The sequence below is a fragment of the Methylophaga pinxianii genome, assembly GCF_020447225.1.
Taxonomy (GTDB): Bacteria; Pseudomonadota; Gammaproteobacteria; order Nitrosococcales; family Methylophagaceae; genus Methylophaga; species Methylophaga pinxianii.
Map to the genome: position 1 here is coordinate 64,253 of NZ_JAJAEO010000185.1, position 22,842 is coordinate 87,094.

The window sequence follows — 22,842 nt, forward strand, 5'->3', positions numbered from 1 at the left end:
AAGTCATTTCCCGTCCACCCCTTTTCGGTCAACTTTGTTGTCCAGCAAAAAGCTGGTCTGAACGGCACTGTTATCAATGATCTTGGCAGTTGATCGATCTTTGATAGCAACACCAGAACACTGGAGTCTGCGAGCTTCGCTCAGCAGATAAAGACATTTATGAGCAGCGGCAGGGTAGGAGAGCCCCGCCTGTCTTACATTAGAAATACAATTACGTTTGTCATCCGTCAGCCCGCGCTTGGGTGACCAGGTTAGATATAAGCCCAGACTGTCTGGTGAACTGAGGCCAGGGCGTTCCCCAATCAGAATCAATACAGCACGGGCATTTAATGTTTCGCCAATATCGTCACCAATCGCCACTCTGCCTTGTCTAACCAACGAGATCGGTGCCAGTGAAAAATTTTGGATCCCTTCGCTCAGGATCGGCAATAAAGCTGAAATAAATGGCACGGCATTGTGGTGAATGGCAGTGGCTGATAAGCCGTCAGCGATAACCAGTGCCAGGTCATAAGGGGAGGTAACCTGATAAGGTTTTAATGATGCAAACGATGCATCATCCAGCTTTCTGCCAAGATCCGGCCGTTGCAGATAGCTCATCCGGTCGACTGCTTGACTTTGTAACAATAAAGGTGGGTTGTGGTTAAACGATGGAAAGTTTTTTTGTAGCGAAAGCAAATCCTGCTGCAACCCCTCAACATCCAATTCGGTATGAACGGCATCACGAGCCTGTGCATGAGCAAGTTGAAATTCCAGAGACTCTCTGGTCGGTGTACTCACGCCGGCACGGCCAATGCCGATACGCGCAGCGGTGAACTGTCTGAGCTGACGCCATGGGTTATATATCACCCTCCCGTCATCAGCCTGGTCGTTCATCAACAGCATATCTTTATCTTCAACCATAATAGCGCCTCACTGCTGAGCTATTCAGCGTTCCAGCGAAGGCCGGTGGCAAATGATTGGTGAGTTGTGCCAAGCCTGCATTGCTCATGATCTGCATTTTTTCCAACCAGGTTTCAAATTCGGGGGCTGCTCCCAGACCCAAGACCCGCCGAGCATATAAAGCGTCATGAAATGAAGTGGTTTGATAATTAAGCATGATGTCATCCGAGCCCGGTATGCCCATCACAAAAGAGCAGCCTGCCGTACCCAGTAAAGTCAACAGGTTATCCATATCATTTTGATCGGCTTCGGCATGATTGGTGTAGCAGACATCACAGCCCATTGGCAGTCCAAGTAACTTGCCACAGAAATGATCTTCCAGACCGGCGCGTATGATTTCCTTGCCATCAAACAGATATTCGGGTCCGATAAACCCAACCACTGTGTTGACCAGTAATGGGCTGAATTTTCGAGCCACGGCATAAGCACGTGCTTCGCAGGTTTGCTGATCAAGGCCATGATGAGCATTGGCGGATAAGGAACTGCCTTGTCCGGTTTCAAAATACATTACGTTCTGGCCCACCGTGCCCCGATTCAGTGATAAAGCGGCTTGTTGGGCTTCAGCTAAAACCGCTAAATTAAAGCCAAAGCTACGGTTGGTTTTTTCAGTGCCACCTATAGATTGGAATACCAGATCGACCGGTGCCCCATTCTCAATGCACTCCAATGTATTGGTGACATGGGTGAGCACGCAGGATTGTGTAGGGATTTCATAGAGAGAAATCACTTCATCCATCAGCTTCATCAATCGTGTGGCCTGAGTAACATTATCGGTGGCCGGGTTAATACCGATAACCGCATCGCCGGAACCATATAACAGCCCATCCAGCATGCTGGCCGCAATGCCGTTGACATCATCGGTAGGATGATTGGGCTGCAGTCGGGTTGATAAACGTTTAGGCAAGCCGATGGTGTTGCGAAACGCTGTCACCACACGGCACTTCTGAGCGACCAGAATCAAATCCTGATTACGCATGATCTTGCTTACGGCTGCCGCCATTTCGGGGGTTATGCCCATACTGATCTGCTTAAGTACATCGGTCGTTGCGTTATCACTTAATAACCAGTTGCGAAAATCACCGACGGTTAAATGTGCAATGACAGCGAAGGCTTCAGCATCATGCTCATCAATGATCAAACGGGTGATTTCATCGTCTTCGTAGGGCACTAACATTTCATTCAGAAAAGTTTTTAAAGGGACTTCGGCTAACAGTAATTGAGCGACTACACGTTGCTCTGCTGATTCAGCTACAACCCCGGCCAATCGGTCTCCCGATCGGGCAGGTGTAGCCTTGGCCATCAAATCTGCTAAATCGGCAAAGTGATAGGTTTTGCTGCCTAACTGATAACGATATGCTTGGCCCATAAACTGCTTTAAATCCAATTAGATGGAATAAAAATTGCACCTGAATAAACAAAGTTTACAAATAATGAATGCGATAACTGTACCCAGTGAATATCAAAAATTGGCAAAAAAATATTGGTTTTATATTCAGTTACTTACTTAAGCAGTAAACGATTTATTACAGAAATGGGTAAAGCAAATGATGAATGACCTGAAACAATTTGCACCTAAACAAAGCGAGACTGTATCTAATTGGTGCGTTATCGAAGCCAGAGATGCGGATGAGCAGGCCCATAATCTGAAAAACTGGCAGCAACAGTATGATCAGCTGAGTAATGGACGGTTTTACGGCAGGATTGAGGAGGTTATTTTTGACTCGGTTCACGCCTTTCGCGAGTTCACCAGTCAAACGGTCAGACAGCAATGTAATGTCTGGACCAATGCTATCTGGTTAGGCTTTTCTGCAGATGAAAAATGCTGCCGTATCAATGGGCATCATGTCCGAAATGACTATTTAATGATTCGTCCCGGCGATACAAAGTTTGAGTTGGTCACTCCAGAACAATTCAATATTTTTGGCATTGTGATAAACCAACAGACATTGCAGGAAGTGGCAAAAAAACAAGGAATTGAACTCGATAACAGCCTGTTTAATTCACCACTGCGATTTTGGCAGTCAGATAAACTGAATTCACTCAGGTATTTACTGAATGAAGTGCTCAAACCTCAACAAAACCCACTGATTCGGTATCATCAGGAAGATATATTAATTATGGCCGTGCTGGAAATTCTGCAACAAAACCAGCAGCAAATTCATGAGAAACCCAGCTTTGTAAAACGCCGCGCCGTGGTTGATAAAGTGACTGCATATCTGCAAACACATTCTGATAAACCACTGACGATTACCGATCTGTGTGAGCTTGCTCATGTCAGCCGGCGTACTCTGCAATACTGTTTTGAAGATGTATTAGGCATAAGTCCTTTGAAATATATGCGAATTTCAAGACTTAATGCAGTGAGAAGGGTACTTTCAGAAGGCTTAAAAGCCGAGCAAACCATTTCGATGATTGCCCAGCAATGGGGTTTTTATCATCCCGGCCAGTTTGCCCATGACTACACCAGCCTGTTTGGCGAAAATCCGTCAGCGACCGTGGCGCGTCAAAAACAGGATACAGCTAACAAACTGCTTTCGCCTGACCGGTCAACCTGATTACATAATGACTTTGGCATAACTATCGCTATCTATATCGACTGTTTCCACGGTGAGTGATGTATTTTGAAAAGGCAATTTCTGCAGAGATTGCAAAATTAGCTTGGTTAACATTTGTTTTTGTTGTGTGGTACGACCACGGTGCAACCGCACCGTGACATGTACAAAATCATGTTGGCTCTCAGCTAGTCGAAAGTCGGCATAAGCAGATGCCCGGGTTTTGATGTGCGATGTTTCGAATAATTCTGATTCAAGTAATGCCTGGTATGCCGCGTCATTTAATAATGCAGGTGATATTAACAGTGTCTCGGAGTATTCAATGATGCAATGTGGCATAACAGCCCCTGAAGTTGGCGATTATCTGAGTAACAAGTAAATACTCAACAGAATAGACAAAGCAGATAGCCCAAATGCCAGAAGTAACAGGTTTCGGTAGGTATTAATCTGCTTTTTTGCAGCTTCGGCTGCGGTTTCAAATCCAGTAATTGCTTGCTGCATATTTTCCGCCAGCACATGAATTGACTGGGCATTTTGTGTTGCCGCCTCCTGCAGTTCTTCTATCTGTTTTACCAAAACCGGATCGGCTTTCATGGCTTCAGGCTTAGAGGTAAAAGCCGGAATTGCATAAGCTGCCACTTGAGCAACATAGGGAGCTACTGCTTTGATGATAGGTAGGAATTGAATGGCCATATATGAACTCGTATTGGATATGCGCGTAATAATATCTTTCGTATAACAGTTGCGATAAATTAAAGTTATCGTGATAAGGGTCGTATTAATTTAAAGGCAACTTTTTCAGGGAACTTTAGCATGAGTCATCCGATCTCTGTTGACATGCGTTCTAGCTCTGTATCCACCACGTCAACTGCAAATAGCAAAAGCACAGGACAGTCACTGGATGCCAGGATTGCTGCCTTGAAACAAAAGCTGGTTGATTTATTTGATCAGCTAAAGCAGATAGGGCAGGAAAGAACGCCTGAATCCGTGGAAAAAGCCGAAATGATTCAAATGCAAATTCAGGTGATACAAGCCCAGATTATGCAGCTTGAAGCAATGAAACAACAAAAAATTCAAGAAGAGCAACAGGCTCAACAGCAAGCGGAATCAGACAATCCGCAAACCACTAGCCCTTTAGAGGCTTCAATCGGTCAAAATGTAAATACCTTTATCTGAACCACAAATCTCTTCTCCAATATCATTGAATTACGTCTAATTGCCCACATTTGATAAGCTACTCGACTTATCTTTATATACACAAAAACTTCAACTTTAATGGAATACAATCCATCAACCATACGATATTTTCTGCTCGTGCAGGTCTATTGATTTTCAAACAGCTTATTTCGTATTTGAATTCATGCACGATAACGCTTTTAATTATTCGATCTCATAAAAGGAGACATCGTGAACAAGGCACTCATTTCTGTTCTTGGCAATGACCAACCCGGCATCATGGCTGCGGTGGCCACGGTCATTACCGACCATGGCGGTAATATTGAAAACCTGAGCCAAACCCTGCTGCAATCAGTGTTTGGTGCATTATTAATGGTATCCATGCCTGAAGACTCGCAGTGTGCAGAATTACACGAGGCGCTTAAACAGGTTGGCCAGAAACTGCGATTGTCGATCCATGTCGATCCCTGGGATGAGCAGCTGACAACATGGCAGGAAAACCCACCTGAAGTACAACCCTATATCTTGACCGTAATTGGCCCGGATCGCCGAGGTCTGGTAGCCGAAGTCTCCACTCAGCTAGCGCGTCATGGTGTCAATATCACTAATATTCAGGCGATATTTAAAGGCGGCAAAAACCCGATGGATAACCTGATGGTATTTGAAGTGGATGTGCCACGTGCCACTGTGATGCAGGATTTACGCGATGCTTTGCATGAAGTGGGGCAGCGATTGGATATCGAAATTGATACCCAACATCGCAAGATCTTCGAATCTGTGAGCAATATCAGTAATTAAGGAACCTCTCATGCTCAATGAAAAAGATATTATTTCCACTCTGATGATGGTTCGGGAGCAAAACCTGGATCTTCGTACTGTTACCGTGGGTATCAACCTGACTGATTGTGTCAGTCATGATCTGGAAACATTCAAACGCAAAATTTACGATAAAATCACTCGCTACGCCGGCCAATTGGTCGCTTCCTGTAATCGTATCGAAAGACGTTATGGAATAGAAGTCGCCAATAAACGTATATCTATCAGTCCAATCGGTGTGGTCGGCGCGCCATTCAGCTCTGAGCAATTGGTTGAGGTGGCGATTACCCTAGATAAAGCGGCACATGAACTGGGTGTCGATTTTATTGGTGGTTTCTCAGCGCTTGTGGAAAAAGGCATGAGTAAAGGCGATCAGGCCCTGATTGACGCCATTCCACAGGCATTGACTCAAACCCAACGTATTTGTTCGTCAGTCAATGTGGCTAGCACCCGAGCCGGGATCAATATGGATGCCATTCTCAAGATGGGGCAAATTATCAAACAGTCTGCAGAACTGACCGCGGCTGATGATGGCCTGGCGGCTGCAAAACTGGTGGTATTTGCCAATATTCCTCAGGATGTGCCGTTTATGGCTGGTGCCTACTTAGGTATTGGTGAAGCCGATGCGGTGGTCAGTGTTGGTGTGAGCGGACCGGGAGTGGTAAAAGCCGCTCTCGAAAAAGCTCTGGCAGAAGATGAAAATATGGATCTGAGTCGTGCCGCAGATATCATTAAACAGACGGCGGCCAGACTAACCCGTGCTGGTGAGCTGGTTGGCCGTGAAGTGGCTCAGTTACTTAATCTGCCATTTGGTATTGTCGATTTGTCTCTGGCACCGACACCAAATCGAAATGACAGTGTGGGCGAAATCTTTGAAGCCATCGGCTTGCCAGCATTTGGTGCACCTGGCAGCACGGCATTTTTATCCATGCTGAACGATGCGGTCAAAAAAGGTGGTGCTTTTGCCAGCTCACATGTCGGCGGTTTAAGTGGTGCGTTTATTCCTGTTTGTGAAGATCTGACCATTGCTGAATCAGCAGCTAACGGCACCTTAAGTCTGGAAAAACTCGAAGCCATGACAGCGGTCTGTTCAGTCGGTCTGGATATGGTAGCTATCCCCGGTGATACCTCAGCCGAAATGATTTCAGCGATTATTGCTGATGAAATGGCCATTGGTGTCATCAACAAAAAAACCACAGCCGCAAGGTTGATTCCCGCTCCAGGTAAAAAAGCTGGTGATATTGTGCGTTTTGGCGGTTTACTGGGCGAAGGCCCGGTGATGGCAGTTAATATGGGCAGTCATGAAAATCGCTTTGTTCGGTTGGGTGGTCGTATTCCGGCACCGATTCAAAGTTTGGTGAATTAATCAGGCTTTGATGCAGCCAATTAAAAAAGCCGTGACAGAAACTGTCACGGCTTTTTTTTAAAACCAGTTTATTAGCAAATTATATTTGGTCATTTTTCATTTTTCTACGCATTGCTAAAAACCCCATCAAACCTGAACCGAATAACCAAACTGCTGCTGGAATTGGTACAGCAGAAACATTAACGTTATCCAGTATAGCTCCTACATTGTCACCGCCGAAGTTTCTAAAGGATAATTTGTCACCATCGACTAAATCCACTAAGAAACTATAGGTATGCCAATTTTCATCCCAGTCTAATAACAAGTGATTAAGCAGAGATCCAGCTCCAAACAAAACAGAGATTTGGTCGAAAGGTCCACCACGTTGGTTACCAGACAGTTCAAAACTCACTTTATACTTACCCGCGGAAAAACCATCTTTAGTACTCAAAATACCGGCATCACCAGTTGAACCGTCAAGATCTACGCAAAAACTACCGGTTGAACACTGGATTCCCCATTGATTACCATTTTGAATTAAATCTACTGTTCCGTCGGTAACGTCCCAATTTGTAAAGGAGTTATAGTTTAATACGGAACTCAATTGTCCTTCATTTTCAAAACCATCATGTAAACTGGAAATGATTGCAGCATTAGAAGTTGAAGCAAAAAAGAATGATGAAACAGCTAAAATTGACATTAGTCTTTTCATAAGTGTAACCTCAAGTTTTGCAGCTCAGCAATCTCATATGAGACCCGAAACTTTCCGTCCTTAATTCACACTAAGTTTGGCATAAGTTAAAAATAGTGCCATATGCTTCATGGCACGATCTGAACATATACCCATTTTATCTCTATTATTACTGTACTTTGGTACACTATAACCTAATGTATTACATTAATTATCATCGACAATTTACTCATGCATATTCTTGTTTTACAAATCATCATTCAACAATGGGATAAATCTCAGCAATCAGATCTACATAAAAAAGCAAGAGAGGATTTACCGGGTCATTATCCGATAAGTCCATCAGCATTTATGCTCTTCAATGGGAATATAGTGATCGATCAACATGGTGATGATGTATCTGGAAATCGGATTCATTATCAGCTGACAAAGGCTGATACTTTGTTAATTGATCGATTCCGTATTGATCTTAATGCCAAGACGGTTGAATTCAAACCTCGCTTGCAGGCAGATGAACCGCCGATACTGCTTTCCAAGATGAAGGATGGTTGGATACAGTGTCAGTACCAGTGGCGTTATCGAATAGAGGAAGGCGGCTTTATTTACTGGCTTTACGAAAATGTGATCATCAACATCAGTTTTTTAGAAGAAATGGATAAAAACGTTTTTATGTCTAAACCACCCGAGCAACGGTTTGAAAACTTACAAATCAACTATTAGATATATAGATGGCGATTTACTTGCTTCGTTTGTTTGTTGTCAACGATACAACCTTGATAAATTTCCCCATAAAAAACATTTTATTATTCAATTGTAATGCGATCATTATCAGGCAAATATTCTGGTTATAAAGTGAATGATATCCGTTGTAACATTTAAGTAATTTGCCTTACATGCCCGATATTTTGGGATGATAATAGTTGAGTCGAAGCTATCATTTTTCTACACAATAAACAGTTACTCATCAGTCAAATATCTGTTTTTAATTGTTAAGACTCACCGCAATCATTATGTAATTTATTTATAAACATCGATATTTTTTTGTCTTGTTGATTAATAGCTGGAATAGCTGAAGCTGCTTACTTGGCTAACAAACTGCTTGAGGTGCTCTCAGTACCTTTCTCAAACTTTTTCATTTGATCGACTAAAGATTTGATCGTTCATTTATTGATGGCATTCCATAAGATGCCAATGATATTTGTGTATAAACCTCTAGTGTACTGGCGGAGGGTGTGGGGAAGGTGCAATGTGATTTCTTAAAACAACATGTTTTGATGAAATTCAGCGTTATCTTTATGCCAAACCGATGACGAGTGACAATGTTTGAAAAGCGCTTTGACTATAAAAAATAGTTCATCCTATCGTAACGAGAGGTTGGAGGGTGGGCCGAAGCCCACCTAAAGATTTAACGTTCTTTAATTTCACTCACATCATCAACCGGGATTTGATTCTTCCGGCCATCTTCATCTTCATACTCAATCATGCCGGTTTCTTCATTAATTTCAGGCTTAGTCTCACTATCGATCATCCGGCCATCATTGGTGGTAATGATGTGATCGGTAGCGCAACCCGCCAGGGTTGTGAAAAAAACAGCAAATAATAAGGTAATGAATGATAGTTTCATGCGTTTCTCCTGAGGAATAAAATGAGGGAGGGCTCGCATAAAATACGACGAGGTTATCTTCAAAATAGTTGCGAGAGCTTTTTCCCTAATTAATCATGAAAATCGGAAGTTTTTACTTCATAAATTCCTGTGTTGATAAGTCCACTTTAATTTGCAGTGACTTGAAAACTTGTGTGATGAACTCGAACAGGAGAGAATTTACCGTATGGATAAACCTCTTCTTGATTCCTTTAGTGAATATGTACATTTATTGCTTGATGCCATCTGTGCTGTGGATGAAGAGAGCAGGATTATTTATGTCAGTAATGGCGCGCATCGTGTTTTTGGTTACCCTCCCGAAGAATTAATCGGCAAAAAAATGCTGGATTTACTGCATCCAGAAGATCTCGAGAAAACGCAGAAAAGTATCCAGACAGTCATGATTGATAAGCAAGTACTGGATTTTGAGAACCGGTATATTCGTAAAGATGGTCAAGTAGTGCATTTGCTTTGGTCCACCTGCTGGTCAGAACAGCACAAAATGCGGTTGGGAGTAGCCCGGGACATTACTCGTATCAAAGCTGCCGAAGCGATGCAACAATCCTTGATTGCCATATCGGACACCGCTCACCGTACTCACGGTATCAAGCCTCTTTGCCAACAGATTTTATATCATCTAAATATTCATCTCCCTATTTCAGCATTTGGCATTGTCGTCAAAATGCCAAATGCCGACCTTTGGGAGACGCTATTTGAGAGTGTTGGGAATTGTACGAAGGTTTTGACAGATGATGTCATGAATCGCATCACTGGTCAGACTGACATTATTGCTGAAGAAATCGATCAAAAGTTAATGTTGCTTGTGCCTTTACTTTTGAATGAGAGCGGCTTTGGCATTATTGCCTTGTCGCTCACCGAGTTGGATTATTCGTTGAATGAAAATGATCGGGCTTTGCTCTCATTTACCGCTTCTCAAATCGGCACAGCAATTGAACGTCAACAAATGCTTGATCGCCTGCAACATCTCGCTTTATATGACACGTTGACGAGGCTTCCAAATCGCGAATTATTTCAGGATCGTGTGCAACGTTCATTATTGAGAGCAAAACGACAAGACAGCCATTTTGCTCTGATGTATATGGATTTGGATAAATTTAAAGATGCGAATGACACTTTTGGTCATGCAGCGGGGGACTCACTGCTAAAACAGGCTGCAGAACGTATCACCCATTGTGTTCGAGAAACCGATACGGTTGTGCGTTTTGGCGGAGACGAATTTGTCGTGCTGCTGGATACTGTCGATGATCGTAAAGCAACTTTAGCGGTTGCTGAAAAAATACGGGTGGTGTTATCCGATCCTTATGAATGGCAGGGCCACAAGATAGAACTTTCAGTAAGTATTGGTATATCACTGTTTCCTGAGCAGGGAGAACAGATACCTCAACTGATCGCCGCCGCAGATGAAGCGATGTACAAAGCCAAAAAGCGAGGTAAAAACTGTATTTGCTAGTGTCTTTCAGTGCCACTGGCATGGCCGGTAGCTTCGATCCATTTCTCTTCAAATTCACTGATGGTCAAAGGGTGTGAAAAATAGTAACCCTGTCCATAATCACAGCCCAATTGTTTTAATTCTTCGGCCGTCTCTTTATCTTCAATACCTTCTGCAAGGGTTTTCATACCAAAAATCTGTGCGGTGGAAATAATGGTTTTAACGATGGCCATGTTTTTACTGTCACTAAGCATATTTCTGATATAAAACATATCAATTTTCAGAATGTCCGCATCTATATTGCGTAAGTAGCTGAGTGACGAATGTCCCATACCAAAGTCATCTATGGCCAACACAAAATTTTCCATTTTGAGTTTTTTAATGATTTGAATCGCAGTTTCGGGATCTCGCATGATCCCTGTTTCGGTCAGTTCCAGCTCATAATACTCTGGCGTTAGACCAGAGGATTTGATATCCGAGATGAACTCTTCAATAAAGGCCGGGTTATCGATGCTTTTAGCAGAAATATTAATTGCTAAACGGATGCTCAATTTGGTAAATAAATTGTCACGCTGTTTTTTCCAGGAATGCAGAGTAATACTGGTTATCTTTATCACTAATTTAGTGAGCTCATTGATTAAGCCACGCTCCTCAGCAATAGGAATAAATATTCCCGGGGAAATCGAACCCAATATACTGTCTTCCCAGCGTAACAATACTTCAGCGCCTGAAAGCTGTAGGTTTTGCAAATTAAGCTGAGGTTGAATCCGGATTGAAAAGTTCTCCGGCATGAATTTCAATGAATATTCCAGTCGTTTCGCTATCAATGAGCGACGTTGAATTTCCTCACCGAGTTGAGCATTGAAAAAGTAATATGGCAGCAGTTTTTCTTTTGCGATATCCAGCGCAATTGTCGCGCCACGCGCTAATGCATCGTAGGTATGAGCATCTTGAGGATAAAGCGCTACTCCCACTCGTGAATTCACCATAATTTTCGAATCAGAAATGACAAAAGGTGCTTTTAAGGTATTTTGTAAACGATTCACCAAAATCGCTGCGGCATCGACCGAGCTTACTACGGCGCACAAGGCAAAAATGTCACCATTGATTCTGGCAAGTGAATCAAACTCACGATCAATCTCCATATGGTTTATTTCCAGATTTTTCGGATCATCATGAAACACATAATGAGCAAGTATATCCGCACTTCTGATAATGCCGGAAATACGCTTCCCCACAGCGTAAATCAGTGAATCACCTGCCGCATAACCCAGAGTTTCATTCACATCCTCTAGGTTAATGATGTCGAGGTATAAAACTGCAATGGTGTAGTCACAGCGTTCGGAGAGTTGGATGAGGTGTTTCACACGATCTGAAAAAAGATTTTTGTTGGCCAAACCGGTTAATTCATCAAAAAAAGCCAGTTGTTTAATTCGATATTCTTTAGCCTTGATATCCGTCAAATCACGCCAGACCACTTGAATACTGGGCTGACCATGAAAAATAACCGGCGTGAGGGTCACTTCAATAGGTGTGTTTTCATCCTGTGGGGTGGTGTGAAACCACTCAAACCGTTGGTAGCCCTCGGTTAACGCCTTATTTATATAAAATTCGGCCAGATCTTTACTTAATCCCGTCGGTTGTGAAACCGGTGAAAGATCCAGAGCCGACAGTCCAATCAAATCATGTCGTGATGACATTCCGTAAAGCATGGCAGCTGCATCATTACATTCAATAATGATAAATTCGTTACTGATAATGCCCATTGCATCACCAGACCTTTGCAATAAGGTAGCGATTTGTGATTCATTTTTCTGACGTAACCGTTCGTATTCGACTTCTGTGGTCAGATTACGCATCACGCTGACAATGATATGTTGTTTATCAGCGGTGGGAATCAGTTGCATGGAAACATCCGAAGGAATTTCGCGACCATCTCTTCCGGCGTACCAAGTGGTGAAATTTAGAGAAGTTTGGCTTTTATCGCACAATGGCCGGATAAGTTCGAGAAAGCCCTGTTCGTCATACTGACCATTAAGTTCAGAAATAGTCTTTGATAACAATTCGCTTTCAGATCGATCCAGATAGCGCTGTGCACCGTGATTGGCATAGATAATATTGAGTGTGTTTATATCAAAAAACAGAACAGCGTCGAGCGTTTGGTCTAGTACACTTTTAAATTTCGCCAGTGAATCCTGTTGGGCACGAATATCGGAAATATCCAGTTCAACCGAAACATATCCGGTATGAACACCATCTTCATCATAGGTGGGATTGCAACTGATTCGTGACCAATAGGTATGACCTTGCTTATGGTATTTGAGTAGTTCCAACTCAATAGGCTGACATGCCTTAACCGCATTTTTCAGTTTTGCCAGATCGCGCTTATCCGTTTCTCTGCCAATTAATTTCTCCCATGGAAGCTTTCCGGCCAGTTCATCAAGCGAGTACCCGCTCATGCGTTCAAAACCGTCATTACACCATTGAACCTGGAATAATTTGTCAGTGATGATTACGCCATTAATAGTTTGCTTGGCAACTAATGCCAAGCGATCATTTTCAATTAATGTATCGGTAAGTCGATCGCGCACTTTCCTGGCTTCATAGAGACTTTCAAGTGTGTCCAGTATTGGACTGAGACGTTCGACTATTTCATCGTTATAGCCATCTCCAGCATTGGCGAGGCCAATCATGCCAACAACTTTACCATTGTGAGAAAAAGGCAGACCAAGATACGAGTTGAGTGTGGGATGGCCTTCCGGAACACCTCCAGAACGGCTATCTTTGGCTGGCATATTGGATATTACCGGTTTCCCGGTAGTCATCACGCTGCCTAACAGGTTATTGTGATTATGAAATTCCAGTCCATTGGTTTGATTGGAAGCATATAGTGCTCGGGTTTCATCGTTCCAGGCAATATTGGTCAATACTCGGAGTTTGAGATAAGGAGCCTGATTCGCATCGTAAAGCACGTCCCCAATCAAACCAAAATCACTTTTGGTAAAGTCGATAAGCTCGTTCAGCAGTAACTCTAATGCACTGTCATATGAGGCATTGAGGATAAAAGCTTTTTGAATTCTATCGATGGATTTTTGAAGTCTTAACTGTTCATCATATTTATCCGAGACTCCAATTTTCGCTGCTTGAATCGATTCATGGCTGGCATACATATATGCATCAAAAGCCAGAGTAATATCGAGTAAAGCGACCTTATAAAGCGCATTGATTGAAGGTTCGATTAATTCAGGGGTGAGAGCGAGGATTTGGGCAATGTAATGACTCGTCAGCTCAAGATAAACAGCATATGATCCAATGTACCATTGTGTTGTTAATCCAACTCCTTCATGGGCGATACCCACCCGAATCCGATCTTTAGCATAATCCAGATCATAAACACCGGCTGTCAGCTTGCGGAAATAAGCTTTTTGAGTGGATTGTAGTCGGGCTCTGAGCTCAGGATCAGCAAGCAGATCCTGAGCAAAATCAAATGACATCAAATGTTCGTAAAATGAATTGATCAAATCATTTTCGTATTCTTGCAAAGGTATATGTAGGGCACGAAGGAGTTCGACGTCTTCTTTACTTAAGCGAATTAATTTCTTACGTTCTTGAAGACTGGTCTGATTTAACGCTAGATGACTGAATATCGCTTCCATTGCTTGCATCATTTATCCATCCATGTAGTTAAGTGCTGCGGGACATACATATATTTACCAAATGCTTTCATAATAGATGACTAAATTAGTCAACTATTGCTATGGGATTCAAAATACTCTTTTCTGATGAAAATGCACCATTTTTATCAGAATTAAACTGAGGCTTTTATGTATAAAACTTATTTGATCTTGAGAGTTAAGGAGTAACGTTCGATAACCAAGAGCGAGTGTCGTCTTTATTTTTTAGCCGACTATCTTCCCTCAGTTTATTCGCTGTCATTATAACGGTTCATGAACTGATTAACTTGTCACAGGTTAAGCTACACAGCCTTGACATTGTAACTGAACCCGAATGTCTAAAGAGATTGCGAAAAGAGTGTTATTTATTTCAATGACCTAAAAACAAGCAGTAAGTTTTCCTTCACTCAAAGCAGCTCATCATCAAGTTATGAGCACCAGCCAGAGTTACCAATTAGCTTTTGGCCGACCAATGGTGTTGCATACCTCATGAAAAATGCACGCCATGCCAAATAGGGGATTAACCGATAATGAAGCAGGGGCCCTTGGGCCCCTTTTTGTATGGATACGCGCTAATATCTATTCAGGAATATCCACTTCAACCAGTTTGGCAAGTTGTTCAAGTGATTCCTGCCAGCCCAGGTAACACATTTCAACGGGAATGACTGCCGGAATTCCTTCCTGAACAATACTGATATCTGTTCCACAGCTTACAGGTTTGAGGTTAATTGAAACGATCATTTCCCCGGGAAGGTTTTCATCGTCAAAAAGGTCAGTGTGGCGAATACGTTCATTTTCTACAAGCTCTACAAATTCGACAGTGAAAGTATGACTGTTGCCAGTACCGAAGTTTGTGAAAGACATCTTATAGCCACCACCAACGCGAACATCCATTTCATGGATCGTCCCAATAAATCCATACGGCGGGAGCCAATATTCCAGAGCGCCTTTATCCGTAAAAGCTTTATAAACTCTTTCCGCTGACGCTCGCAAAACTCGGTGTAAACGAACTGTACCTGTTTCATTCGACATAACAATCTCCTGATTTTTATTTATTTAATGGTAGTGGAACAGATTTTCCAGCTTGAAGCGTTGGAAGATCTCTGTCGCTACTGAATTGTCGAATAAGACTTCACAAAATCGACACTGTAGTAAAAAAATCACTACACAGGTGAATGATATATAGATACTCAGTTGGCATTAATTCCCGAGAATAATATTAATAATTCATAGGTTAATTGCTATTTTCTTAAGTGCAGCAACTTTTTACACTGCCTCACAACAAGCTGATTCGGCAAAGAAATTGTATTGGTGAGATGCAAAACGCTAGCGGACATTTCCGGAAGAGGATAACCATGCCACGTGGGTTTACAGCGCCGAGTGAGATTCAATAATCCTGTACTGAGAAATGTTTACCTCATTGCAGGGTGTTCTTCAGGCGATAATTCAGTTAATAGAGAATTTATTATTGTTCTTTGTTGTACTTTCAAGGCGGCCACTAATTCTTCATCGCGTCGATACACATCGGGTCTGAATTCCACCCGGCCATCTTCCAACGCCACCGCTGTCCAGTAGTCCATCAAGATCGGTACGCTGGAAGGTAAGGCAATATTACGTGTCTGTTTCTTTATCAGAGCCTCGTTTATCGCGTTATGGGTTTCCTGAGTTGCACCGGCAAAGAGTTCATCAGCCAGTTGTTTGGCCCCTTCTACACGTACACAGCCTGAGCTGTAGGTACGCCTGTGACTGGCAAACAGACTCTGGTTAGGAGTGTCATGCAGGAATACGGAAAAAGGGTTGGGAAATCGGAATACCACCAGACCCAGGGCATTGCCTGGACCGGGGTCTTGACGCAGCTTTACAGGTCCTGGATTTTGCCAGTCAATACTGGCAGGGTTCAGCTCGCGTCCATCCGGATCCAGTACCCTTAGCCGATTTTTGGCAAGGTAAGTTATATCCCGCCGGATCTCCGGCAGCTTGTCCTGACGATAAATGGTGGGTGGCACTGTCCAAGTGGGGCTGAAAGTGAGATACGACACGGAGGATCTGAGTGTGGGAGTAGGGCGGCGGGCAGTACCCACCTGCACCCTGCCTTGCCAGACGATTTGTCCATCGCGGGTAAAACTAGCCTGGGCACCGGCAATGTCAACCAGCAACAGGGTGGGCGAGAATTCCCGCTCCAGCCAGCGCATACGCTCCAGGTTAATCTGTAACTGTTCCTCGCGAAAACTTTGTGAAAGATTAAGTGCATCCCGCGTCTCGGGCCCCACAACTCCGTCTACCTTTAGGCGATGACGGGCCTGAAAATTTTTCACCATTTCCACCAGTTCTGCATCGTAGTGATCAGCGCTATAGGAATGACGAACGATTTGCTGATCGACGCCGTTGATAAGTGGTATCAATCGTTGGCGCAGGATCGATACTCTGGCATCCTCCATACCGGGTCTCAGCAGTGGACCAGGTGGCAAGTTCGGCCAGATTACGTCACGATATTGATGGTGCCAGATCTTGTAGGCTGAACGTAATTGTCGATATGCAGGAGATTTCGGCCGGGCGCGATCAATGGCAGCGGTGATATTCTGCAGCCCACTGCGTGCCACAACACCAAGATCATCAAGTGACATTGCTTCTGCACCGTTGCTTTCATCCTCAGCGAGTCGCCAGAGTGGAGCAATATCTGATCGATCGAGTAAACCAAACTGCAAGTGGTAGAGCGCAGCCAGATAAGCGGTAGACGCCAATAGATCGCGGCAAGCCAAGGTTTCACTATTATTGCTACCGATTGCTCGCCATTCTTCCAGCTGCAAGAGGCCATACATATCAGGATCCAGGCCATCCCATTTTAGATCCGCAAGCGCAGCAAGCAAGGCATCATAACGCTCGGCATCGGTCCACAGCGGAGCCGAGAAGCTGTTACCGTATAAGCTCTGCAACCAGACTGCCTGTGATTGCGACTTGCTGGAATCCGGCACCCGACAAAGTTCACCGTCTGACATAATCGGAGCAAGATCGCTGGCGAAATCTCCTTGAGAGTTATTCACCGCCAATACATGACTGGACAATACCGAGATGGTCAAAAGGCATGCAGTCAAAGCACACCACTTTGGTAACAAAATGTGCAACCTATTGCTCCCTTCTCAAAGCCTGCTAGAATTCCCCCTAACCATAACATTGTTGACTGCCATGCGGACGAAATGTGCTGTCCACACCATTATTACGGTTCTGGCATATAGACTCGGCCCAAACAGGGGCACCAGAGCACTATTAAAGGAAGACATTGATGCACCAGCCCATAACCCGGCGCCTTGCGGCAGCCTCTGTTTTTTGCCTGATGCTGATCCTTTCCGTTCCATCTCTTGCCTTAGACAAAGCCCCAGTGCTTTCGCCACTTACGGAAGACCTGGCCATGCAGGCCCCAAACCTGAATCGAGCCGTGCTGGACAAGGCCATTTCAGCGATGACTTGTGCGGTCAATCATGGAGTTGAACAGTCGGCACGGCTGGCAGTCATCGACTTTTCCATGCCTTCATCCGAACCACGTCTATGGATCTTTGATCTGGAAAGCCGTTCACTGATTCTTGAGGAGCTGGTGGCCCACGGTCGCAACTCAGGTGACAATGTGGCTAGCAGGTTTTCCAATGTAGAGGGCAGTCATCAGTCAAGCATCGGCCTGTTCCGTGCTTCAGAGAGCTATATTGGCCGACACGGTTATTCACTGCGTATGGATGGCCTGGAACCCGGTATCAATGATCGCGCCCGGGAAAGAGCAATCGTTATCCACGGCGCTGACTACGTGAACAATCAATGGATCGAACGACATGGCCGCATCGGCCGTAGTCATGGATGCCCTGCAGTAAGCCAGGAAGTTGCCGACCAAGTGGTGGATAATCTCAAGGATGGCCAGTTCGTCTTTTCTTATTACCCTGATGATCATTGGCTTGCGTCTTCACCTTATCTCAACTGCCAACCCGAGCGGGTGACGGCAATTGTTGCACCACTCAGCAATACTGGTAGTTAATGCGGGAGATTTGTTTTCCCCAAGCTTGCTCGGGCTCAAGTGGTAATAAGCTCAGCTATTATTTAAATCAATTTGCTGATCACTTGATTTCTTATTCCCTTGCTCTTTCAGGGCAATGAGTTTGTTGGGCTTCGTGCCTCAGCACCAACCTAACTTAACGTTCATCCACATGATCCTGCGTGGGAATTAACTCGCGGTGCATCTGACAAGCGTAAAAGCTGTAAATCTTACTGATGAACTTGTAAAAAGTTCACTTGTTGAGTAACAGAAAGATGAATGAAATAGCCAACATGCACGCCTGGAAGCCGTCTGCAAAGTGCATTTCTCCTCTGGCATTGTCTTTGCCTTAACCTGGTAGACAGCTTCAGCGCTTGAACCTAAAGAGGTTAGCGCTCAACTTATCAGGAGGCCAAACCAATGCAAATTTCATCGACTCAGAATAGTAATAAAACTCTGCAAGGAAAAACTATTGCCTTTCTTGTGACTGACGGCTTTGAACAGGTCGAATTGACCACGCCATGGGAGCAAATCAAACTCGCAGGTGCCGAAACAGTATTGATAGCGCTTGAAGAGGGCAAAGTGCAAGGCTATCACCATCTCGACAAAGGTGATGCGTTTCAGGTGGACAAAAGCATCGCTGATGTATCTGCTGACGATTATGATGGCTTGGTATTACCGGGCGGTGTCGCTAATCCGGATGCGTTAAGAACCAACGAAAATGTGGTTGAATTTGTCCGTGCTTTTTTCACTGAACAAAAGCCCGTGGCAGCGATTTGTCATGCTCCCTGGACGCTAGTAGAAGCAGACGTACTTGACGGGAGAACACTGACATCCTGGCCAAGTCTTCGCACTGATATTCAGAATGCCGGTGGTAACTGGGTAGATCATGAAGTAGTGGTAGAGAAGGGGCTGGTGACCAGCAGAAAACCCGATGATCTCGAAGCCTTCTGCAGCAAAGCCATTGAAGAATTCGCTGAGGGCGTGCATAAACGCCAGCAAGCCTGATAACTAAGGCGGCTTTGAATTCCAAAAGTGGGCGGGGTTATTTAGTTAATTAAATAAACCTGCTTCTTTTTTCAAATTGGATGATTCCTGGATTTTTATAAATAGGTAGGTTGCGTTGAGTTTGCGACCCAACAATCTCCAAAGGATCCCAATGAATAACACAGCGAAATCATGAGCATAAATCAAGCTGACTGAGCGCTTGATTCTTGTAAATCCATCAAACGTTAGGAGAAGAATATGGCAAGTCCAATGAAAGATAAAAATTATGATTTAATCAGCGTCGTTTACCATGCGGCTCAAGGTAGCGAGCTCTGCAGACAATATATTGAAGATGCACAAAATGAAGGCGCAGATGATCTCGCACAATTTTTCAAAGAGGTTCAAGAGCAGAATCAGCAGCTGGTTGAGAAAGGAAAAGAACTGCTCAAAAATAAATTGTAAACGCGTTATTTAATCAAAGGGGCCAGACATTTTTGATTTTAAATACGTAGCAGTAATCAGTATTTCAACAGTGTCTGACCCCTCTGATTCTAAAAATCGGGTAGGTTGGGTTGAGTTTACGAAATCCAACAATTAGATAACGTTGTGTCATTTATAAAGTGTTGGGTTTCATGCTTCAACCCAACCTACGGGATCTGTCTCTTTTAATTGTTGATCGTTTGATGTATCCGTCAATTGACATTCAATACCATGTAACTAATGACGACATATCGCAGAAATTTACCCGCAGTCACCAATATAAGAAACCACTTTAAGCGAACCCGCAAAACACCAGCCATAACGGTTAATGGATCACCGATTATTGGAACCCAGGCAAAACACAACGCAAACATGCCGTATTTAACAAAGCGCTGCTCTGCTCGCACGAAATCATCTTCAGACATCCTTAACCACTTTTTTACCACCACCAAGCTAGCCCAGTAACCTAGCGCATAGTTTGTGAGTGAACCCAAGACATTTCCTGTTGTTGCAATGATGACTAGCGTAGTGGGTGATAAACCATTCAGCAATAAAGCACTCAAAACAATTTCTGAGCTTAAAGGTAAAATCGTCGCGGCTAAAAATGCAGAGATGAAAAGCCCAATATGTCCCAGCTCTAAGAAATATTCCATAATGCTTAATGTCTGTAGCAAGGGGGAAAATTGAAATAAATAGGTTTAGATATCATTGATTTTTGTGAAGTGAATTTCAATTGTTTCTGACACCTTTGATCGTGTAAAAAATGTTGACACACTATATGTTGTGTATTATAAGTTTTAAAAACACAATATATGGTGTAATCATGAATTATAAACATATTCAAAAAACAGCTTATGAATTACAAAAAGCAATTTGGTATGAAAAAGAAAAATTGTTGCCAAATCAACAGCCAACTGCGCTAGAGCTTTTAAAACCTGAATTGGCAGCAAAAATACTAGGTTTGAGATACCAGACATACCAAGATCTTGGAAATCAGAAGTTTTCTTTCAAAGGTCAACGTTACAAGGTTGCTGGTCTGATAGATCGTCAACAGAAAGTTATTGGGGTGTTAGAAGATAAGCCTGAAAGTATGAAATTTACAGGTGCTCATGAAATTGGACATTGGTTATTACACCCAAATGAAATCATGCACCGAGATAGGCCCATTAGCAGTAACTATTTAAATCAAGAACAAAAGCCTCAACTTGAAAAGGAAGCTGATTACTTCGCCGCATGCTTCTTAATGCCACCTAAACTACTTAAGAATTGTTTTATGAATAGTTTTTGTTTAAATAATATGCCATTTATATTTGATGAACATACGGCTTTTCACCTCGACCCATCTGATCCATGTATATTGCTCGAAACTTCAGAAGACTCATTAGATCGCGAGTTAGCCTTGGCTAGTTGTTCATCGTATGCTGGACGTCGATTTAAATCGTTATCAGAGTTATTCGGTGTTTCAACGAGTGCTATGGCAATACGATTGAAAGAATTAAAATTTATTAGATGGCCTTAAAATACGATTAACTTTGATTCAGGAAAGAAGTTAAAAACTATGGAGGCAGACACTGACCCCAAATATCGTTTGATCTCTCTGGATTTTTAAAAAGTAGGGTAGGTTGGGTTGAGTTTACGAAACCCAACAATCTCGTGAGTAATTAATCAAGCGTGGAATATCAATTGAATCTGACCCTTTTGATTTCTGGCTGAACATAAAAATTATAGATCCGCAGTAATCTCAATTAGTGCAAATGCACGCTGTGACTCTTTACCAGTGAAATTTAATTGAACTTCGCCAGATTCATTGCGAGACACCTCTAATTTGGTTTCACTGACATCTGCAATGTCTAAAGCTTTTACTAGATTGCTCTTGCCAACTAACAATGGATCTTCGGTATAGCAAAGAACTTCCAAAGCCCCATCTAATTTTGACAACTTTTCAATCAATTCTTTAACTTTCATTTTTTGACTCCTTTAAAGACTACAATCAATAGGGTCACAATCAATAGGGTCAGAGTGTTTGATTTTAATTAAATAAATCAGGCACCTTTTGTTTGCTTGTTAGGTTCTACAATGACTCACAATCTTCAAATCTGTCTATGAACCATTCTAGTTTTTTAACAGAGTTTGATTCACTTACTTTTTTTTCAAAATTAATGAGTGAGTTTTTGTTTTCAGTTATTTTTATAAGCTTATCGCATATGTGAGCCCGCATTTCGTTTGTAGCATCATATCTCATCAAATTTAAAGCACTTAAATTAAATTTTAAATCAAGTAATATGTGACGCTTCGCTTTATCTGGGTCATCTTTACCAAAGTCAATACTGTAGGAATATGCTTGCAATGCTCTATTAATGGTTAAGTTCACCTTGTTGATATAGTTAAAGTAATGTCTTGATATCGCAATACCGATAATCATTCCTATAATGAGAGTGATTACAATACTTATGACTATTAAAATAGTTTTCTTCTTCCGTGAGTTCATTTTTTAAAACCTAACAGCATGTTAATGAGATCTTCGGCATCATTATTATCATCTTATTTGCTTCTTAAAGCTTAAATAGGCTCTCAAATAGTGCCTGCAGCTTATTGTGTCCCAGACTATTCATTAGCGCCACGTTTCGTATTGGAACTTGGTCGACATCAGGATATTCCACAATAGCTCGCTCAAGACTCGCCTCCCGAATAAGATGCAACAAGGGGTAGGGAGAGCGGTTTGTATAATTCTCTGCATCGTCCGGATTTGTGCCGCCAAATTGGTAGTTTGGATGGAAACTGGCGACTTGATAGGTACCTTCCAGTCCCATTTCCAAAAGGAGGTTATCGGCATTACTCAAAAACTGATTGTAGTCATAAAAGTCCTGCAATACATTTGGGTGTATCAGCAGCGTAGTTTCAACTGACGGCTCACTATTGAGCAGTTCCAGCTCGTCTTGCAGTGACATCAACAATTGCTCTTCCGTTATCGCTCTTGTGTAAGCGTCCACTGAGCACACCCTACCGGAATTGAACGACACTTGTTTAGATCCCCATTTAAATTTAGATGGGGATCTAACACATGAATCACCATGC

23 protein-coding genes and 1 riboswitch are annotated in these 22,842 nt (G+C 43.0%); of the genes, 10 read left to right on the plus strand and 13 right to left on the minus strand.

Annotated elements, in window-relative coordinates:
- Positions 1 to 3: 3 nt before the first annotated feature.
- Both eutC and LGT40_RS13640 read right to left on the minus strand, forming a co-directional pair.
- Positions 4 to 900, minus strand: coding sequence for an ethanolamine ammonia-lyase subunit EutC (gene eutC, locus LGT40_RS13635; protein ID WP_226070782.1), 897 nt, complete (start codon positions 898 to 900; stop codon positions 4 to 6).
- Complete coding sequence (locus tag LGT40_RS13640) at positions 893 to 2,305, minus strand: ethanolamine ammonia-lyase subunit EutB (RefSeq protein WP_226070783.1); 1,413 nt, start codon at positions 2,303 to 2,305, stop codon at positions 893 to 895. The genes eutC and LGT40_RS13640 overlap by 8 nt, the downstream gene beginning before the upstream one ends.
- 178 nt (positions 2,306 to 2,483) lie before the next feature.
- Between LGT40_RS13640 and LGT40_RS13645 the strand changes: the two genes are divergently transcribed.
- The gene (locus LGT40_RS13645; RefSeq protein ID WP_226070784.1) at positions 2,484 to 3,494 is read left to right on the plus strand and encodes a helix-turn-helix domain-containing protein; all 1,011 of its coding nucleotides are present in this window, start codon (positions 2,484 to 2,486) and stop codon (positions 3,492 to 3,494) included.
- On the opposite strand, the gene LGT40_RS13650 is transcribed toward LGT40_RS13645, so the two are convergent.
- Both LGT40_RS13650 and LGT40_RS13655 read right to left on the minus strand, forming a co-directional pair.
- Entirely contained in the window at positions 3,495 to 3,830 is a 336-nt protein-coding gene (locus LGT40_RS13650) for a 5-carboxymethyl-2-hydroxymuconate Delta-isomerase (RefSeq protein ID WP_226070785.1), read from the minus strand.
- A 21-nt stretch (positions 3,831 to 3,851) separates the two neighbouring features.
- Complete coding sequence (locus LGT40_RS13655; RefSeq protein WP_226070787.1) at positions 3,852 to 4,184, minus strand: hypothetical protein; 333 nt, start codon at positions 4,182 to 4,184, stop codon at positions 3,852 to 3,854.
- Between the two features lie 120 nt (positions 4,185 to 4,304).
- Here LGT40_RS13655 and LGT40_RS13660 point away from each other — a divergent pair, with 120 nt between their 5' ends.
- From LGT40_RS13660 to LGT40_RS13670, 3 genes are all read left to right on the plus strand, one after another.
- On the plus strand, positions 4,305 to 4,667 hold the full coding sequence (locus LGT40_RS13660; protein WP_226070789.1) for a FlxA-like family protein: 363 nt from the start codon (positions 4,305 to 4,307) through the stop codon (positions 4,665 to 4,667).
- Between the two features lie 231 nt (positions 4,668 to 4,898).
- A complete protein-coding gene (locus tag LGT40_RS16395) occupies positions 4,899 to 5,465 on the plus strand; it encodes a glycine cleavage system transcriptional repressor (RefSeq protein ID WP_226070791.1) in 567 nt (188 codons plus the stop codon).
- 10 nt (positions 5,466 to 5,475) lie between these two features.
- Positions 5,476 to 6,849 (plus strand): PFL family protein, encoded by a 1,374-nt coding sequence (locus LGT40_RS13670; RefSeq protein WP_226070793.1) that lies wholly within the window; start codon positions 5,476 to 5,478, stop codon positions 6,847 to 6,849.
- A 79-nt stretch (positions 6,850 to 6,928) separates the two neighbouring features.
- On the opposite strand, the gene LGT40_RS13675 is transcribed toward LGT40_RS13670, so the two are convergent.
- Positions 6,929 to 7,540, minus strand: coding sequence for a VPLPA-CTERM sorting domain-containing protein (locus tag LGT40_RS13675; protein ID WP_226070795.1), 612 nt, complete (start codon positions 7,538 to 7,540; stop codon positions 6,929 to 6,931).
- Positions 7,541 to 7,555: 15 nt separating this feature from the next.
- Positions 7,556 to 7,631, minus strand: a riboswitch (cyclic di-GMP riboswitch).
- Positions 7,632 to 7,750: 119 nt separating this feature from the next.
- Between LGT40_RS13675 and LGT40_RS13680 the strand changes: the two genes are divergently transcribed.
- Positions 7,751 to 8,239 (plus strand): hypothetical protein, encoded by a 489-nt coding sequence (locus LGT40_RS13680; RefSeq protein ID WP_226070797.1) that lies wholly within the window; start codon positions 7,751 to 7,753, stop codon positions 8,237 to 8,239.
- A 685-nt stretch (positions 8,240 to 8,924) separates the two neighbouring features.
- Here LGT40_RS13680 and LGT40_RS13685 read toward each other — a convergent pair.
- Complete coding sequence (locus tag LGT40_RS13685) at positions 8,925 to 9,143, minus strand: YgdI/YgdR family lipoprotein (protein ID WP_226070799.1); 219 nt, start codon at positions 9,141 to 9,143, stop codon at positions 8,925 to 8,927.
- Positions 9,144 to 9,348: 205 nt separating this feature from the next.
- Here LGT40_RS13685 and LGT40_RS13690 point away from each other — a divergent pair, with 205 nt between their 5' ends.
- On the plus strand, positions 9,349 to 10,632 hold the full coding sequence (locus LGT40_RS13690) for a GGDEF domain-containing protein (protein ID WP_226070802.1): 1,284 nt from the start codon (positions 9,349 to 9,351) through the stop codon (positions 10,630 to 10,632).
- On the opposite strand, the gene LGT40_RS13695 is transcribed toward LGT40_RS13690, so the two are convergent.
- The 3 genes from LGT40_RS13695 to LGT40_RS13705 form a co-directional block, all read right to left on the minus strand.
- Positions 10,629 to 14,279, minus strand: a complete 3,651-nt coding sequence (locus LGT40_RS13695) for an EAL domain-containing protein (RefSeq protein WP_226070804.1) — start codon at positions 14,277 to 14,279, stop codon at positions 10,629 to 10,631. The two genes, LGT40_RS13690 and LGT40_RS13695, sit on opposite strands and share 4 nt — an antisense overlap.
- A gap of 585 nt (positions 14,280 to 14,864) precedes the next feature.
- Positions 14,865 to 15,317 carry an SRPBCC family protein gene (locus tag LGT40_RS13700; protein WP_226070806.1) on the minus strand — a complete coding sequence of 151 codons (453 nt, stop codon included), beginning with the start codon at positions 15,315 to 15,317 and terminating at the stop codon, positions 14,865 to 14,867.
- Positions 15,318 to 15,697: 380 nt separating this feature from the next.
- The gene (locus LGT40_RS13705) at positions 15,698 to 17,407 is read right to left on the minus strand and encodes a L,D-transpeptidase family protein (protein ID WP_226343216.1); all 1,710 of its coding nucleotides are present in this window, start codon (positions 17,405 to 17,407) and stop codon (positions 15,698 to 15,700) included.
- A gap of 284 nt (positions 17,408 to 17,691) precedes the next feature.
- On the opposite strand from LGT40_RS13705, the gene LGT40_RS13710 reads away from it, so the two are divergent.
- The 3 genes from LGT40_RS13710 (at position 17,692) to LGT40_RS13720 (ending at position 19,749) form a co-directional block, all read left to right on the plus strand.
- Positions 17,692 to 18,303, plus strand: coding sequence for a murein L,D-transpeptidase catalytic domain family protein (locus LGT40_RS13710; RefSeq protein WP_226070810.1), 612 nt, complete (start codon positions 17,692 to 17,694; stop codon positions 18,301 to 18,303).
- A gap of 417 nt (positions 18,304 to 18,720) precedes the next feature.
- The gene (locus LGT40_RS13715) at positions 18,721 to 19,308 is read left to right on the plus strand and encodes a type 1 glutamine amidotransferase domain-containing protein (protein WP_226070812.1); all 588 of its coding nucleotides are present in this window, start codon (positions 18,721 to 18,723) and stop codon (positions 19,306 to 19,308) included.
- A 237-nt stretch (positions 19,309 to 19,545) separates the two neighbouring features.
- Positions 19,546 to 19,749: a hypothetical protein gene (locus LGT40_RS13720; protein ID WP_226070814.1), complete on the plus strand. Its 204-nt coding sequence runs from the start codon at positions 19,546 to 19,548 to the stop codon at positions 19,747 to 19,749.
- Positions 19,750 to 19,979: 230 nt separating this feature from the next.
- On the opposite strand, the gene LGT40_RS13725 is transcribed toward LGT40_RS13720, so the two are convergent.
- Entirely contained in the window at positions 19,980 to 20,420 is a 441-nt protein-coding gene (locus LGT40_RS13725) for a YqaA family protein (protein WP_226070815.1), read from the minus strand.
- Positions 20,421 to 20,590: 170 nt separating this feature from the next.
- On the opposite strand from LGT40_RS13725, the gene LGT40_RS13730 reads away from it, so the two are divergent.
- Positions 20,591 to 21,286, plus strand: coding sequence for an ImmA/IrrE family metallo-endopeptidase (locus LGT40_RS13730; RefSeq protein WP_226070817.1), 696 nt, complete (start codon positions 20,591 to 20,593; stop codon positions 21,284 to 21,286).
- Between the two features lie 203 nt (positions 21,287 to 21,489).
- Here LGT40_RS13730 and LGT40_RS13735 read toward each other — a convergent pair whose 3' ends face one another.
- The 3 genes from LGT40_RS13735 to LGT40_RS13745 all read right to left on the minus strand — a co-directional run bounded on the left by LGT40_RS13735 (position 21,490) and on the right by LGT40_RS13745 (position 22,757).
- A complete protein-coding gene (locus tag LGT40_RS13735) occupies positions 21,490 to 21,732 on the minus strand; it encodes a hypothetical protein (RefSeq protein ID WP_226070818.1) in 243 nt (80 codons plus the stop codon).
- Between the two features lie 106 nt (positions 21,733 to 21,838).
- A complete protein-coding gene (locus LGT40_RS13740) occupies positions 21,839 to 22,255 on the minus strand; it encodes a hypothetical protein (protein WP_226070820.1) in 417 nt (138 codons plus the stop codon).
- 64 nt (positions 22,256 to 22,319) lie between these two features.
- On the minus strand, positions 22,320 to 22,757 hold the full coding sequence (locus tag LGT40_RS13745; protein ID WP_226070822.1) for a DUF1415 domain-containing protein: 438 nt from the start codon (positions 22,755 to 22,757) through the stop codon (positions 22,320 to 22,322).
- Positions 22,758 to 22,842 lie beyond the last annotated feature (85 nt).